This is a genomic window from Sporolactobacillus sp. BBK16-2 (assembly GCF_059878335.1).
This window is the reverse complement of the sequence record NZ_CM187611.1, coordinates 3,180,140-3,195,045: the sequence shown is the minus strand read 5'-3', so window position 1 is coordinate 3,195,045 and position 14,906 is coordinate 3,180,140. Positions and strand designations below refer to the sequence as shown.

At 43.7% G+C, this 14,906-nt stretch carries 17 protein-coding genes; 11 read left to right on the top strand and 6 right to left on the bottom strand.

The window, feature by feature from the left end:
- Positions 1-44: 44 nt before the first annotated feature.
- The 8 genes from AC6F33_RS15885 (at position 45) to AC6F33_RS15850 (ending at position 8,351) form a co-directional block, all read left to right on the top strand.
- Positions 45-812, top strand: coding sequence for a YwmB family TATA-box binding protein (locus tag AC6F33_RS15885; RefSeq protein WP_255748798.1), 768 nt, complete (start codon positions 45-47; stop codon positions 810-812).
- A 110-nt stretch (positions 813-922) separates the two neighbouring features.
- Positions 923-2,254 (top strand): UDP-N-acetylglucosamine 1-carboxyvinyltransferase, encoded by a 1,332-nt coding sequence (gene murA, locus AC6F33_RS15880; RefSeq protein WP_255748799.1) that lies wholly within the window; start codon positions 923-925, stop codon positions 2,252-2,254.
- A 221-nt stretch (positions 2,255-2,475) separates the two neighbouring features.
- Entirely contained in the window at positions 2,476-3,471 is a 996-nt protein-coding gene (gene spoIID, locus AC6F33_RS15875) for a stage II sporulation protein D (RefSeq protein WP_255748800.1), read from the top strand.
- Between the two features lie 290 nt (positions 3,472-3,761).
- Complete coding sequence (locus AC6F33_RS15870; RefSeq protein ID WP_255748801.1) at positions 3,762-4,640, top strand: M23 family metallopeptidase; 879 nt, start codon at positions 3,762-3,764, stop codon at positions 4,638-4,640.
- A gap of 170 nt (positions 4,641-4,810) precedes the next feature.
- Positions 4,811-6,418 (top strand): gamma-glutamyltransferase family protein, encoded by a 1,608-nt coding sequence (locus AC6F33_RS15865; RefSeq protein WP_255748802.1) that lies wholly within the window; start codon positions 4,811-4,813, stop codon positions 6,416-6,418.
- 49 nt (positions 6,419-6,467) lie between these two features.
- The gene (locus tag AC6F33_RS15860) at positions 6,468-7,064 is read left to right on the top strand and encodes a chromate transporter (protein ID WP_255748803.1); all 597 of its coding nucleotides are present in this window, start codon (positions 6,468-6,470) and stop codon (positions 7,062-7,064) included.
- Positions 7,061-7,591 (top strand): chromate transporter, encoded by a 531-nt coding sequence (locus tag AC6F33_RS15855; RefSeq protein ID WP_255748804.1) that lies wholly within the window; start codon positions 7,061-7,063, stop codon positions 7,589-7,591. Before AC6F33_RS15860 ends, AC6F33_RS15855 begins: the two co-directional genes overlap by 4 nt.
- 187 nt (positions 7,592-7,778) lie before the next feature.
- A complete protein-coding gene (locus AC6F33_RS15850; protein ID WP_255748805.1) occupies positions 7,779-8,351 on the top strand; it encodes an NAD(P)H-dependent oxidoreductase in 573 nt (190 codons plus the stop codon).
- Positions 8,352-8,631: 280 nt separating this feature from the next.
- Here the strand turns inward: AC6F33_RS15850 and AC6F33_RS15845 are convergent, their stop codons facing one another.
- The 5 genes from AC6F33_RS15845 to AC6F33_RS15825 form a co-directional block, all read right to left on the bottom strand.
- Positions 8,632-9,837, bottom strand: a complete 1,206-nt coding sequence (locus AC6F33_RS15845) for an MFS transporter (RefSeq protein ID WP_255748806.1) — start codon at positions 9,835-9,837, stop codon at positions 8,632-8,634.
- A 319-nt stretch (positions 9,838-10,156) separates the two neighbouring features.
- Positions 10,157-10,477 (bottom strand): CDP-alcohol phosphatidyltransferase family protein, encoded by a 321-nt coding sequence (locus tag AC6F33_RS15840; RefSeq protein WP_370646106.1) that lies wholly within the window; start codon positions 10,475-10,477, stop codon positions 10,157-10,159.
- A gap of 8 nt (positions 10,478-10,485) precedes the next feature.
- The gene (locus AC6F33_RS15835; RefSeq protein ID WP_255748807.1) at positions 10,486-10,611 is read right to left on the bottom strand and encodes a hypothetical protein; all 126 of its coding nucleotides are present in this window, start codon (positions 10,609-10,611) and stop codon (positions 10,486-10,488) included.
- Between the two features lie 62 nt (positions 10,612-10,673).
- Positions 10,674-10,808: a hypothetical protein gene (locus AC6F33_RS15830; RefSeq protein WP_255748808.1), complete on the bottom strand. Its 135-nt coding sequence runs from the start codon at positions 10,806-10,808 to the stop codon at positions 10,674-10,676.
- 53 nt (positions 10,809-10,861) lie between these two features.
- A complete protein-coding gene (locus AC6F33_RS15825; protein WP_255748809.1) occupies positions 10,862-11,044 on the bottom strand; it encodes a helix-turn-helix transcriptional regulator in 183 nt (60 codons plus the stop codon).
- A gap of 280 nt (positions 11,045-11,324) precedes the next feature.
- Here AC6F33_RS15825 and AC6F33_RS15820 point away from each other — a divergent pair, with 280 nt between their 5' ends.
- Complete coding sequence (locus AC6F33_RS15820; RefSeq protein WP_500777421.1) at positions 11,325-11,648, top strand: MazG nucleotide pyrophosphohydrolase domain-containing protein; 324 nt, start codon at positions 11,325-11,327, stop codon at positions 11,646-11,648.
- A 933-nt stretch (positions 11,649-12,581) separates the two neighbouring features.
- Positions 12,582-12,857, top strand: a complete 276-nt coding sequence (locus tag AC6F33_RS15815) for a hypothetical protein (RefSeq protein ID WP_255748811.1) — start codon at positions 12,582-12,584, stop codon at positions 12,855-12,857.
- A 47-nt stretch (positions 12,858-12,904) separates the two neighbouring features.
- Here AC6F33_RS15815 and AC6F33_RS15810 read toward each other — a convergent pair whose 3' ends face one another.
- Positions 12,905-13,264, bottom strand: a complete 360-nt coding sequence (locus AC6F33_RS15810; protein WP_255748812.1) for a Lin0512 family protein — start codon at positions 13,262-13,264, stop codon at positions 12,905-12,907.
- A gap of 376 nt (positions 13,265-13,640) precedes the next feature.
- On the opposite strand from AC6F33_RS15810, the gene AC6F33_RS15805 reads away from it, so the two are divergent.
- Positions 13,641-14,726, top strand: coding sequence for a BMP family lipoprotein (locus AC6F33_RS15805; protein ID WP_255748813.1), 1,086 nt, complete (start codon positions 13,641-13,643; stop codon positions 14,724-14,726).
- Positions 14,727-14,906 lie beyond the last annotated feature (180 nt).

Sequence of the window (14,906 nt, the reverse complement as noted above, 5' to 3'; positions counted from 1 at the left end):
TCTTGGTTTAGGCAATACTGAAAACAAGAGAGGGGCGGACGGAAATGAAACGGAGTTTATATCTTATTTGCATTTTTTTTGCAGCATTCCAATTGTTTACAGGACTAAATCAAAACCAAGCTTCTGCAGAGCATGTGACTGATCAATTTGATGAACTTAATCAAATCGGACTTTTTGCCCATACGCTTAAAGATAACCAGGCACATGTATCGAGCTGGTCGGTGTATGCACGTGAGATCCAATCATCGGGTGTTACGCGTAAGAATTTTGATAGGACAGCGAATCAGGTCAAAAAGAAGTTCAGCGACTATGAGTGGCGATCCTTGGAGCCAAATGAAGGTGCAATCGGCTGGGAGGGTACAAAAAAGATACACTCTGGGAACGTGCAAATGAGCATAAATTATATGGCTTATCCGCGTGGGAAACATTTCCAGACCGTCACACTATATCGTGTAAACGGCGAATCCTTTAAGCAGATTCAATGGTCCCAAAACAAAAAGTATATTCGTGCGGAAATGAAAAGAATTTTCAACGGAGAAGAGCACATATACACTTGTGTAAAAGCTTATCACAGTGCTAAAATGAAACTTGCCTTAATTGACGAAGGAATGCGATATCTGAAGCTTTTTTCGGCGACTCCTGTTGAACGACTCCAAGAAAAAACCTTTGTATCAATTTCCGCATATACTAAGACATGGAACAATGCCATTTATACAGCGAACAAAAAGATGAATATTCAGGCAGCCTTGAGAAATGATGGGGACCGGACCATTATTGTCCTTGGCTCACCGATCATTACGGTGGAATACTAACGGGTGTGAAGCCTCGTATGCCTCCGTTGTGGTTTAACTTAGCAAAAAACGCGGCACGGAAGAATGTTCCGGATCGAGCGAAGAGATAAATGGACGCGGAGGGGAAAAGTTTGGAAAAAATTATCGTTCATGGAGGGAAACGGCTTTCGGGCTCTGTGAAGATTGAAGGTGCAAAGAACGCTGTTCTTCCTGTTATTGCCGCATCAATGCTTGCCTCTGAAGGTACGAGCAAAATATATAATGTACCGGAATTGGCAGATGTATACACGATTAACGAAGTCTTGCGTTATTTAAATACATCGGTGAATTATGAAAATAAAACCATCATGGTTAATGCGGTGGCCGATTTGTTTACGGAGGCGCCATTTGAATACGTTAGGAAAATGCGTGCGTCCTTTTTAGTCATGGGCCCGCTCTTGGCTCGTGTCGGGCATGCGAAGATTGCGCTTCCCGGCGGCTGTGCGATTGGATCCCGTCCTATCGATCAGCATCTTAAGGGTTTCGAAGCAATGGGTGCAAAAGTCACGATCGGCAATGGATCCATTGAAGCAAGTGTCGATGGAAAATTGAAGGGGACAGTCATTTATTTAGATTTTCCGAGCGTTGGCGCAACGGAAAATATAATCATGGCTGCTTCGCTTGCTGAAGGCGAGACCGTACTTGAAAATGCGGCTTGTGAACCGGAGATCGTAAACTTGGCGCAATATCTCAATGCGATGGGTGCAAAGATCAGTGGTGCCGGAACCGGCAGAATCACAATTGAAGGTGTTGAAAAGTTGCACGGTGCGGAACACTCCATCCTTCCCGATCGGATTGAAGCAGGAACCTATATGATTGCTGCAGCCATTACGGGAGGTAATGTGCTGATTGAAGATGCGGATATTGAAGATCTTCGCCCCTTAATTGCCAAAATGCGTGATATGGGTGTCATCATTGAAGAAGAAGCAGACGGAGTTCGTGTCATCGGAACCGATCACATGCAAGCGGTCGATGTTAAGACAATGCCGCATCCCGGCTTCCCAACAGATCTTCAGGCACAAATGATGGCACTATTGCTTAAAGCCAAGGGTACCTCTGTCATTACGGAGACAGTATTTGAAAATCGTTTCATGCATGTTGAAGAATTTCGCAGAATGAACGCGATGATCAAAATTGACGGACGTTCAGCAATTATCAGCGGACCATGTGACTTGCAAGGCGCAGAAGTGGCTGCTACAGATCTTCGAGCGGGGGCTGCACTTGTTATTGCCGGACTCGTGGCTAAGGGGTATACGAAAATCAACCGTCTGCATCATATTGATCGCGGTTATGTAGATCTTGCAGGCAAATTGCGGGCGCTCGGTGCTGATATTGAACGCGTGAGCAGCAACGAGGAGGAACAACCTGTTGCCGCTGCTGATGATCTGCGCGGTGCTTTGAGCATCAATCCTAAGTTCGCCTAATTTAATAATAAGACTTTACCTATAACTCGGTCCGTTGACCGAGTTATTTTAATTTGTAATTAAATGTATCATTTTAAATCTTCTGATAAATAAAGTGATACAAAAGTCTTTAAAAAAATTATATGCCCATTGGCCAAATCTATGCAAAAAAACAGCCTGTTCTATTTAAAAGATGAGAAACATAAACTTTATTATCTCATTCTCTTGGAGGCAATTGTCCAATGAAGAAAGCCGCCGTGCTCCTCCTTATCTTTGCACTTGTTATTATCATCATCCCCGCAGCAGTTGTTATTCCGTTCACACAGAAGGCTGTGGGCGAACTACAGCATCAAAGCACCAAACGTACCAAAATCGCGGCGCAGCAAAATGTGATTCAGGTCTCCGTTGACCGATCCAATACAAAACAGACGGATCAAGTAGCTTTGAATGACTACTTGATTGGTGTTGTCGGATCGGAAATGCCGGCCAAATTTCGTATTGAAGCCCTAAAAGCTCAAGCGATCGCAGCGCGAACGTATATTATGGCACGGATTATTGACAATCCGGATGTTCACGTTACAGATACGGTACAAAATCAAGTGTACCATAGCAGTCAGGAATTGAAGCAAATTTGGGGCAAGGACTACGAATGGAAACTGAAAAAAGTAAAAAAAGCAGTTGAACAGACACAGAATCAAGTGATCACATATAATGGAAAGCTGATCTCCCCGGTGTTCTTCTCCACGAGCAACGGACAAACAGAAAATGCTGATCATTATTGGAAAAATGATGTTCCCTACCTTCGATCAGTTGCCAGCCCATGGGATAAACTGTCGCCAAAGTACAGAAATGAAAAAATACTGACCACCCGATCCGTTGAGCAGGCGCTTGGCATCACCCTAGGCAGCAATCAAGGCCCTCTAGGAAAGGTCATCAGCAAGACAGATACCGACCATGTTGCACGCATTGAAATAGCAGGCAAAACGTTTACCGGGAGACAGGTTCGGGAAAGCCTAAACCTAAGCTCCACTGATTTTCAACTAACCCAAAATGGCGATCAAATTAAAGCGGTCACCATTGGCAGCGGGCATGACGTCGGCATGAGTCAATATGGAGCCGAAGGAATGGCTCGAGAAGGAAAGACAGCCAAACAAATTCTTACCTATTTCTACCAAGGCACACAGATCAGCAAGATGACGGTAAAATCGAAAGCGCAGCAACAGATCGCAAAAAAGTAACTTAATTTTTCAGGCGCTTGAAATCAAGTGCCTTTTTCTTTTCCAATAAATATAAAGCTCACAAATGCTTTGTCCGTCACTTCCTGCCTTTAGAGCACATAACAAAAAGATTTGCTTGACCAGAAGTTCACCTAGTATAGATTTTCAACAGGGTTATTCTTAGAAAATAGCAATTTATTGATGCATTTTTTTGTTAATTTCATAATTTTTCAATGAAATGGACATAAAATCGTATTTTACATGTATAGATCGGCCGCATTCTGATCAGAATGTTGCTGAGGTGATACAATTTGACAGATAACAAGGATCAGAAGAAGTCGCAGGAAAAAGAGCTGTCCGGTCTGCGAAAACTAGCAAAACGGCGCTGGTTCTATCCCGCTTTATATTTATGCGCCGCGTCGCTTATCCTTACCGGGGTGCTGCTTTTTCAAATGAATGGTGCCAATAAGGCGAGCGAAGATGAGAACCGCACAGTATTTAATCAAGATCAACCGACGCCTCATGCACAGAATGCCGGTGATGAAGTTTTTGAATGGCCAGCGAAGGCCGACGATACAACAGTTGTCCAGCCTTTCTATGACGTTAAAGGAACCGAACAAGAACAGCAAGCCGCTCTCGTAAACTATAACAATTCGTATGTCCAAAATACAGGCATCAACATTGGCGCGAATAATGAAAAATCGTTTACAGTAACTGCGGCGATGGGCGGAAAAGTCACGGAGGCAGCGAAGGATGACACACTTGGCTACAAAGTCACATTGAAGCACAAAGACGGTGTTGAAACGATGTACCAAAGTCTTGGATCAGTAGATGTTGCTGTTGGTCAGGAAGTTGCACAGGGTGAGAAAATCGGTACTGCAGGAACGGAAGCATTGAACAAAGCAATGGGCGTTCACCTGCATTTCGAAATTCGTAAGAATGGAATTCCGGTCAGCCCGGAAAACTATATGAACAAAAGCGCTTCCGATGTGAAGGCTGTGTCAGTCGGTGCACAAATGACGACCACCAATCCTTCCGCATCTGAGAAAGTGAAAGATGAAGGAAGCACGGAAACGCCGAAACAAGAGAGTGAAAAGTCAAAGGATCAAAGCAAATCGAACACAAAATTACAAAGCGATTCAAGCAAAGGGTCATCAATTGACAAAAGCTCACTAAACTCACAAAACTGAAGAAAATACGAAAACGGCTCCTGATTGGGGTCGTTTTTTTATGCAAAATAAACAGAAGATAAGTTAAATGATTGATAAAATAAGAGAATCTACAAGCGCCGCATATACAGAATTAACAAAGCTGGAGTAAAATAAAAAGAATATCATTCGGATAAGGAGGCGTAGCATTGATGTTTGATTACCACTTCTCACCATTTTCTCAGCCACGAAATTCAGTATTTGCAAAACGAGGGATGGTGGCGACTGCGCAGCCTTTGGCTGCACAGGCAGGACTCGATATTCTGAAAAAAGGCGGGAACGCAATTGATGCAGCTATTGCCACTGCCGCCTGCCTGACTGTTGTTGAGCCAACATCAAACGGAATCGGCAGCGATGCCTTTGCGATTATTTGGACAAAGGGAAAGCTTCACGGATTGAATGCCAGCGGAACTGCTCCGGACAGTATTTCGATTGAAGCGATTCATGCTCGTGGGTTTGATGCGATACCGGCACATGGCCTGGAGCCGGTCATGGTCCCAGGAGCTCCTGCCGCTTGGGCGGAGTGTTCCAGACGTTTTGGACGCCTTTCTTTGAAAGAAACATTGCAGCCTGCGATTGACTACGCAGAACAGGGGTTCCCTATTTCTCCAATTGTTGCAAAAAATTGGCGGATTGCCTTTGATAAATATAAGAAGACATTCCAAAATACGATGTTTGCGCCGTGGTTTGACACCTTTGCTCCTGACGGACAAGTGCCGGAAGCAGGCGATGTCTGGCGATCCGCGGATCATGCGCGAAGCTTAAGGGCGATTGCCGATTCTAATGCGGAAGACTTTTATAAAGGAGATCTGGCAGATCAAATCGACAGCTTTTCACGCGCACATGAAGGGTTTATCCGCAAAAGCGATCTTGCACGATACCGGCCGCAGTGGGTAGAGCCGATTTCGGTTAACTATCATGGGTATGATATATGGGAACTTCCTCCTAACGGTCAGGGATTGGTCGCATTGCTTGGCCTGAATATTTTAAAACAGTTTGATTTAAAAAATGAGGACTTAATTAGTAAATATCATAAACAAATTGAAGCGCTCAAGCTTGCCTTTTCCGACGGCAAAGCGTATATCACAGATCCGCGCGAAATGAGTGATGAAGCAATGCAGCTGCTTTCTGAACCATACAGCGCACTGCGAGCAAAACAAATTGGACAGATGGCAATGACCCCTGAACCGGGCAAATTGCCTAAAGGCGGAACCGTGTATCTTGCGGCAGCGGATGAAGAAGGAAACATGGTTTCTTTTATTCAAAGCAACTTTATGGGATTTGGTTCAGGCATTGTCATTCCGGGTACAGGAATTTCGCTGCAGAATCGCGGGTATACATTCTCTCTGAATCCTAAAGATGCGAACAGTCTCGCTCCCGGAAAGAAAACATACCACACCATTATTCCAGGTTTCCTGACTCAGAATGGAACGCCTGTCGGTCCGTTTGGCGTGATGGGCGGGTATATGCAGCCGCAAGGCCATCTGCAGGTGATCAGCCGATTGATCGATGAGCATCTGCATCCGCAAGCTGCGCTTGATGCGCCCAGATGGCAGTGGATTGAAAATAAGACTGTGCTTGTCGAACCGGAATTTCCAAATGCTCTGGCACAGGCATTGGCACGTCGCGGACATGATATTAGCGTAGCACTGGACACAGGTTCCTTCGGCCGCGGGCAAATCATTTGGCGCGATCCAAATACCGGGATATTAGCCGGAGGCACAGAATCACGAGCAGATGGAATGGTTGCAGCATGGTAATGGGGCAAAGTAGAGGATACATAATGAATGAAGTTAGGAGTTTTTTTTAATGAACCAGGAAGGCGAAAACAGATCGATTCAGAAATCCTCTTTAGCAATTCATTGGGATTTATTTGTAGCATTTTTCCGCTCCGGAATTGTCAGTTTCGGAGGCGGACCATCGGGTATCCCACTCATTGAAGCAGAGGTAGTTAAAAGATATCATTGGATGAGCTTAGAGGAATTCGGCGATATGGTTGCTTTGGCAAATGCACTTCCCGGGCCGATAAACACGAAGCTCGCCGGATATGTCGGTTGGCGCGTTAAGGGACTTTCGGGGCTGCTCGTCGCGCTTGCGGCAGTGGTTCTGCCTACGGTGATCCTAATGATTGCATTACTGGGTGTACTTGCGAGATTTCAAGACCAGCGATGGGTACGTGGCATGACACAAGCAGTATTGCCCGTGGTCGGAGTACTCATGGCACAGCTTACTTGGAGCTTTATGAAAAATGCCAAAAAAGGTCTGGGATGGATTATCAGCTTAATATTGGTCGGGCTGAGCTTCGTTTTGATGGAAGTCCTGCATGTTCATCCGGCAATCTTGATCGCATTGACACTGCTGCTTGTCCTGCTTAAGCCTTCAAAAAAAGCGGGTGAACGCAAATGATTTTATGGAAGATGTTTCTTGCATTCTTTATTCCGGGAATTCTGGGTTACGGCGGCGGACCGGCTTCCATTCCGCTTGTTGAAAACGAAGTTGTCGGTCATTACCATTGGATGACGGTAACTGAGTTCAGTAATATCCTAGCCTTTGGAAACGCGCTGCCCGGCCCGATTGCTACAAAAATGGCCGGCTATATAGGCTATGATGTTGCCGGAATAGTCGGTGCGCTTGTTGCCATGTTCGCAACCGTTGCTCCGTCATTGATTCTGCTTATTGCGCTTCTTAAGCTGCTTGAGCGATTCAAGGATTCTCCAAAGGTAAAGTGGCTGACCCTATTGATTCGTCCGATTATCGTGGTCATGCTCGGTATGATGGCCTACAATTTCTTCGCAACCTCTTTTCAGTCGTCAGGCTGGCTGCCGATGGTTCTGATCGCTGCGGCAAGCTTCGTGCTCATGCAGCGGTTCCGAATTCATCCTGCTTTTGTGATTGCCGGTGCGCTCATCATTGGCGCAGCCTTTATGGGGTAAAAAACTAATAGTGAGGAATTTCATTAGCTAACAAGATTAAACCAATGTGTTTGATCTTTTTAGGGGAAAATGAGAGCGGTTCTCATATTTTTTCATACTTCCTGAGGCTTAGTTCTACTCTATACTTAAGTCCGTATGCGATCACGGTTTTTTCGAGTATGCTGTGATAAAAGGAGGCAGTTAGCTAATGTCCGTTCTTGTTATCTATGCTCATCCGGATCCGAAAAGCTTTAATCACGCGATTTATGAGCAGGTTGTTCGCGGGCTGAAGGACAAAGGGCAATCTTATGATGTTATTGATCTGTACAATGAAGGCTTTGATCCGGTGCTCGTACATAATCAGGATAAAAAGCGATCGGAAATGAAGGATGATCCGGAATTAGCAACGTATCGCCGTTTGATCAAAGAAGCTGATCACCTGATTTTTATCTATCCAATCTGGTGGTTTGGTATGCCGGCCATACTGAAAGGGTTTATTGATCGCGTGTTTGCGTCAGGCTTTGCTTACACATACAAAAAGAACATTCCGACCGGATTGTTGAAGGGAAAATCGGCAACGGTGTTCTATACACTTGATTCTCCTGGGTTTTATGAACGATTGGTTCGTCATCATTTAGAATGGCAAGCGATTAAAGGCCCGATTCTCCATTTTTGTGGAATTCGTCCGGTGCGCCGATTTGTCTTTTTCGGTGTGCGAACGAGCAGTGAGCAGAAAAGAAAGAAATGGCTGGAAAAGATTTATCAGGTCAGTCGAGAATAATCAATTGACTGATCCCCCTCGATAAGAAAAACCAGGCAAAAGGCGCTCGATTCTTGAACCATGCTGAATTTTGACTACGCTCGGGTTGCTCGTTTGCCGCGGGCGATCTCCTCGAACATACTTGTGTCGCGGAGACTCCTATGGCTCGCGATCAACAGAGACGCTCCGCAGGCGTCTCACACCTGCACGGTTCATTCACAATCATATTACTTTCTTTACTTGTCAAAAAAAGAGGCTTCCCAGCACACGCGGGAAACCTCTTTTTAATGATGAAAAATGATTAAGCTAATTCTTTGTTCTTCGTCTCTTTACCGAGGAAGAGCACGGCCAAAATGGCAACAATAATGGAGATGCAGAAGATCGTGAAGATACCGCCAATGGATACCTTTTGCACAAGCAGATAGCCGACCAGAAGTGGTCCGAAAATGCCGCCGATTCGTCCAAAGGCTGCCGCCATACCTGTTCCGGTACCTCGGATGACGGTCGGATATTGTTCAGGAGAATAGGCATACAGCGCGCCCCATGCACCGAGGTTAAAGAACGAAAGCAGGATGCCGGAAGTCAGAATGACAGGCAATGTCGTCGCGTAGCCAAAGAAGTAAGCGAATACCGCAGTGCCTAGCAAATACACGATCAGCACCCACTTGCGGCCCCATTTTTCAATCAGCCATGCAGCAGTGAAATAGCCCGGAAGCTGGGCGAGTGTCATGATCAGTACGTAGCCGAAGCTTTTGACCATGCTGAATCCTTTTAGTGCGACTACGCCAGGAAGCCAGAGAAACATGCCGTAATATGAGAAAACAACGCAAAACCAAAGAATCCAAAGCATTACGGTTTGGCGGACATATTTTTTCGACCAGACCTCAACGATGTTATGCAGTACAGAAGGTTTTTCATGCAGATTTTTCGCTACATAGTTTGCTGAATCGTGAATATTCCAGCGAAGATAAATGGCGTAGAATGCCGGAAGAGCTCCGATCAATAACGCGATACGCCAGCCGAAATGCGGAATAATGAAGTATGCAATCAGTGCAGCGATAATCCAGCCGCCAGCCCAAAAGCTCTCAAGCAAGACGACAATGCGGCCGCGTTTTTCCTTAGCAACACTTTCGGAAACAAGGGTTGAAGCGACAGGCAACTCGCCGCCAAGGCCCATGCCGATGAAGAAACGAAGAACAAGAAAAATGGTGATTCCTGTAGCCAGTGCCGAGAGGCCGGCACCGACTGAGAACAAAAGCAAGGTTAAGATTAGAACATTCTTTCTTCCGATCCGGTCAGCCATTAATCCGAAAATAAGTGCGCCGACTGCCATACCGATTGAACTGATACTGCCGATCCAGCCCATTTGAACCGAATCTAATTTCCAATCCGCTGCCAAAGCTGCAATGATAAATGACAGCATACCGACGTCCATCGCATCAAATAACCAGGCGAGACCGGCGACGCCGAGCAACTTCTTTTCCGAGGGGTGATTCGTGAGTGACATAATATCCTCCTAATTAATGAGTGCGGCTCTTATAGTTGTAAAACAGAGCTTGTTCATCTTTTATTATTCAAATCTGTCCCCATTATAATGACTAAGTTTACAGGTGTAAAGACACTTGTTGGAAACAGTTGCCTTATCGGAACCGGAAATCATTGGAATAGATAAGCTTTTTCATCAAGCAAAAGTATAAGGCGTACGTGCTGAGTTTAAAGATAGCTATCTTGTTCCCTGGTTGCAGAACAAGAAAAAAATCTTCCAAACATTAGATGCACGCTAAAATAACAGAAGAGTAAAGCAATGCATTTAAAATAAATTGGCTCTAGAAACTAGGGATACTAAAAGCCGCACTGGCACCGGCCGGAATGAGATAGAAAATAACCGCTGAAATCCTGCCTGCCTTGTCAAAGACAAATATCCGTCGAATGCTTTCCAATTTTATACAGGTTAGAAATCTTGATGTTGTAAGAAACATATGAAAGTTGACGAGAACAATCATTGTAAACCACACAGGCAGCACTCTGAAAAAATTAAAAAGGATCAGAGGAGAAAAGATGAACAGGCTGTCGAACAAAATATCCCAAACACTTCCTAACGCGGATTCCACTTTTAAGCCTTGTGCAACTGCTCCGTCATATAGTATCTCCTATGCTATCTTTTAATAATCAGGGGTGTCAGCCACCATCCAAGACCTAAAATGACAACGATTCCTGACAGCAGCACAAAGGGTTCCATATACATACCGACCATATAGACAATGGTCACAATCCCTGTCACGTATAATGCACCTAATAAAAGCCAAGTCGGGAAGCCATGAATAATTGCTAATCCAACAGTGATTAAACCAATCCTCCGACTAAGAAAGACATGAAATTACGATTCATCAAATTAAGAGGAAATTGAGCAGATCCCCAAATGCTCACAATGACGCCCAACGCAACAAGCACATAACCCAAAATGGTTAATCCTGACATACTGTTTCTCCCTTCTTTAATCAAATTTTCCTGAAACGTTTTATCGCCTTTGATCAACTATCTAGTGATAGATTAAAGATGTCCGAGAGTTTTAAAATTTTCTCAATGTCGGGATAACTTTTCCCTGTTTCCCATTTTGAAATGACTTGTCGAGAAATATCCAATTTTTCTGCCAACTCATCTTGTGACATGTTTAATCGTTCACGTGTTTCCTTAATCCTGTTTCCTAAATCCATAATGATGCTCCTTTCCATAGTAGGTAGTTTGTAGTCTAGTCTCGGATGCTGATCAAAGATATATATAGATGCTTGACTGCAACGATCAGTTGCACCCTAGTTTTGTCCTGTTATTTCTGTAGATGATGCCCGATTTTTCACTGTTGATCCTGCTTGGTACACGATGTCCTGCAGGAATAGACTGTTCTATCTAAATGATCATTCAACGAACATACGTGCTATAATTTATTTATAAAAAGTACGAGATCATTCATAAAAGGAGTAAATGGAGGAATAATACATGAATCTGAAAGAAGTGCAGGATTGGGAGAAAAAGTTCTATGAAGGGCGGGGTTGGAAGGACCTGCCCCCATACATACGCGTGGGTTTTCTTATTGAAGAAATAGGTGAAGTATCTCAAGCCGTCCGTGCTTATGAGATTGGGCGCGACCATCCGAATGAGCGTTCAATGACGAAAGAAGAAATCAGGCAGAATCTTTCGGAAGAACTTGGTGATGTGCTCTCTAATGTGGCCATTCTTGCTGATTTGTATCATCTGAATTTGGAAGACATTGTAATGGCGCATCGCAGCAAGCTCACCAAGCGGTATCAAGAACAAGGGTGAACTAAATAGGGATTGAGATCCCGACCTTCTGGAACTATTGTAGACTTACTTTCTTGTCCGAAGACGCAAAGAGAGGTACCGAGGCTTGTCCCAAGCCATGGCTTTTTGTGCGAGCCAGTGACACCGGAGTCAGTCGTTTCTCACACTCGTGCAGCTTTTTTGGATGATTTTTTATCAAAGCGAATACTGACTCAACTCGGCAATGAATAGCCGAGTTTTCAGAAGATGAGAAAGTTTAGCATTTTGGCCTGTTGATACGATACGACAACAAGGTCATAAGATTCAGTTGGACGATCAGGTAAGCGCCCAATCTGCGAAAATAACCGGAAAAATTCCGCTTAATTCTAAAATGAATGAAAAAATCACTTAAATAGACGGAGAAATTCCCCCTATCGAATCGAAAAGACGTGAAAATGGAGGCATTTTCTTTGAATAAGCGGAAAAGTTACCCTTATTTACCCGTGAAACAAGCGCTATGATCCATATAACCGGAAAAATTCCGCTTATTTTACGTTACTTAATAAAGGACCAAAGTGATTTATGAAATAGAAATGTCTGTTCAAGGTTGATGATTCAAAACTGCATTTGGAGCGAAAGCCATCACGTCCTGTGAAAGTATGTCCTGTATGCAAAGTGAAAGTCATCAATCCTGTGGCAAGCAGGATACTAGGCCGTCCATGGATTACGACGGCAACTCCGCCCTCGCTGGAGGATTGGCGAAGCCGAGTTTTCTTAAGTTGTCTCCTATAATAAAAACAACGTTCATTAATCATTGCAAATTTCGGGTATTGGTCTACTGTGTGGTGTTAAACGGATAATCATGCTTTTTAATAAACTGATTCATAATGGAAAATCAAGTGAGGAAAGAGGGAAACGGCTGAATCAAGGACAGAGATTCACAATGTATAGGAAAATACGGAAAAAGTTTCCTTTATGGGAAAATTGGTTTGGTTCATCTCAAAATCGAAGGGTGCGTCCATTGTTTATGGCGATCCGACCGATCGAGGCGACAAGCAGGTGGTATCTTTTTCCGGCGTTCGCATTATCGGTGGAGGCGGCTATGCGTCGGTGAAGCCACTGGGAATCTATGAAATCGACAAACAAAAAACGACGTTCAAGCCGGTTTATGATCTTAATTTTCTCGTGCTTATTCTCTCCATACTTACATTCGGACTGAAACTGATCAACAAAAATTCAAAAGAGCGCTAACAAAAAGAGGCTTGAAAGTGCAGCTTTCAAGCCTCTTTCGAACATAATCAATAACCAACTTCAACTGAAGCGTTAACAATATACATTAAATCGTTCTTATCGTTTTGTTCTTTTAAGAAGATGCCGCTCGGAGCCGCCATTCCTCCGTCCATGACCTCGATGTGAACCGTTCCATACGGAATTTCTGCTTTTATTTTTTTGAAATCTAAGCTTTCCTTATCTTTTGGAACAGCCAGTCGAATGGTAACCTTCATGTTGTTCAAATCGTTTTCCGGAAGAAATCGGGTGATACCAGGCATTGAATTTCTATGGATCGCATCGCGTACAGCCCGAACTGCGGCTGTTGTGACATCTTGCCCGTGCACGTCAGTACCGAATCCTGTTTCAATGAATAAAAGGTGATCCATAATTTTACCCCCATAACCAAATTTTCAATCCTATTATAACAAAGTTAAAAAAGAGGTCGCAGTTAAAGTGCTTGAAAATAAAAATGTCTATGTAAGAAAATCCGACAAAAAGTCCATTTTTTTTCGTATAAGAATTAAAATGAATGTGAAATATTATTTGTTGATATCTGTTCAGTTTTGGAATAAAGCAAGGATTAATGGAGAAATGGCATGAATCATGAAATTTTTATCATTAAAAGTCTGGTAAAGGCGAACGATAATTGCAGCAAGCAACAAAATTTACGCTTTTTCCCCATTTTTTATTCCCTTTTTGGCACATATAAGCTATAGTAAAGTCTGTGAGTTAAATTCAAAAGATTTAGCGGGGGGTTTTTAAGTGTTTAAAAAGAGAATAGCAGTGCTCGTAGCCTTTGTTGTTGTTCTGGCTTCCGTTCTTGCGGGATGCGGCAACAGCAAATCAAGCGGAGGCAGCGCAACGAAGAAGGCGGCTTTCAAAGCAGGTATGGTTACGGACACAGGCGGCGTTGATGACAAGTCTTTCAATCAGTCTGCTTGGGAAGGCTTGAAAAGCTTTGCAAAGGACAACGGTCTTAAAGAAGGATCAGGTGTTAAATATCTGCAGTCAACACAGGCATCGGATTATTCACCGAACCTGAACACAATGATCCATCAGAACTATAATATCGTTTATGGTATCGGCTTCTTGATGCAAAGTGATATCCAGAAAATTGCACAGCAAAATCCGAAAGCGCACCTTGGCATTATTGATGCCGTTGCTGTTGATAAGAACAATAAACCTCTGAAAAATGTAGCAAACATCACTTTCAAAGAACAACAAGGCTCGTTCTTGGTTGGTGTCGTAGCAGGTTTGACAACGAAAACGAATAAAGTCGGTTTTGTCGGCGGCGTTAACTCTGCGTTGCTTAAGAAATTCGAAAACGGCTTCAAAGCCGGTGTGAAGACGGTAAATCCGAAAGCAGAAATTTACGCTCAGTATGCAGGAGCATTTGATGCACCTGATAAGGGACGTGCAATCGCTCAAACGATGTATACAAAAGGCGCTGACATTATTTATGCATCCGCAGGCAATACAGGTAACGGTGTATTTACGGAAGCGAAGAACCGCACGAAGAATGGCAAGAAGGTATGGGTTATCGGTGTTGACAAAGATCAGCATGATCAAGGTATGCCGGAAAATGTAACTCTGACTTCCATGGTTAAACGCGTTGACCAAGCAATTTATAATGTAACGAAACAAACAAAGGCAGGTAAATTCCCTGGCGGTAAAGTACTTGAATTCGGCCTTAAAGAAAACGGCGTCGGTATCGCACCAACGACGGATAATGTTTCGAAGAAAGCACTTAGTGCTGTTAATGATTATAAAAAGAAAATCATTGATGGATCCCTCACGGTTCCGACAACAGACAAGGAATATAAGGAATACCTTGCAAACTTGAAGTAATTATTTGATCTATTGCTGATGGATGAGGCGGTACCTGCCTCATCCATCAATTATAATTAAGGAAAATATGATTTGGACATATAAAAGCCTGTTTTAGAACAAGCTTTTTTTATATAATAAGTGAGTAAAAAAATTTTAAAAGACGAGCGGAAGTTAGCATAAGCGGTCGAAGCTTGTTGA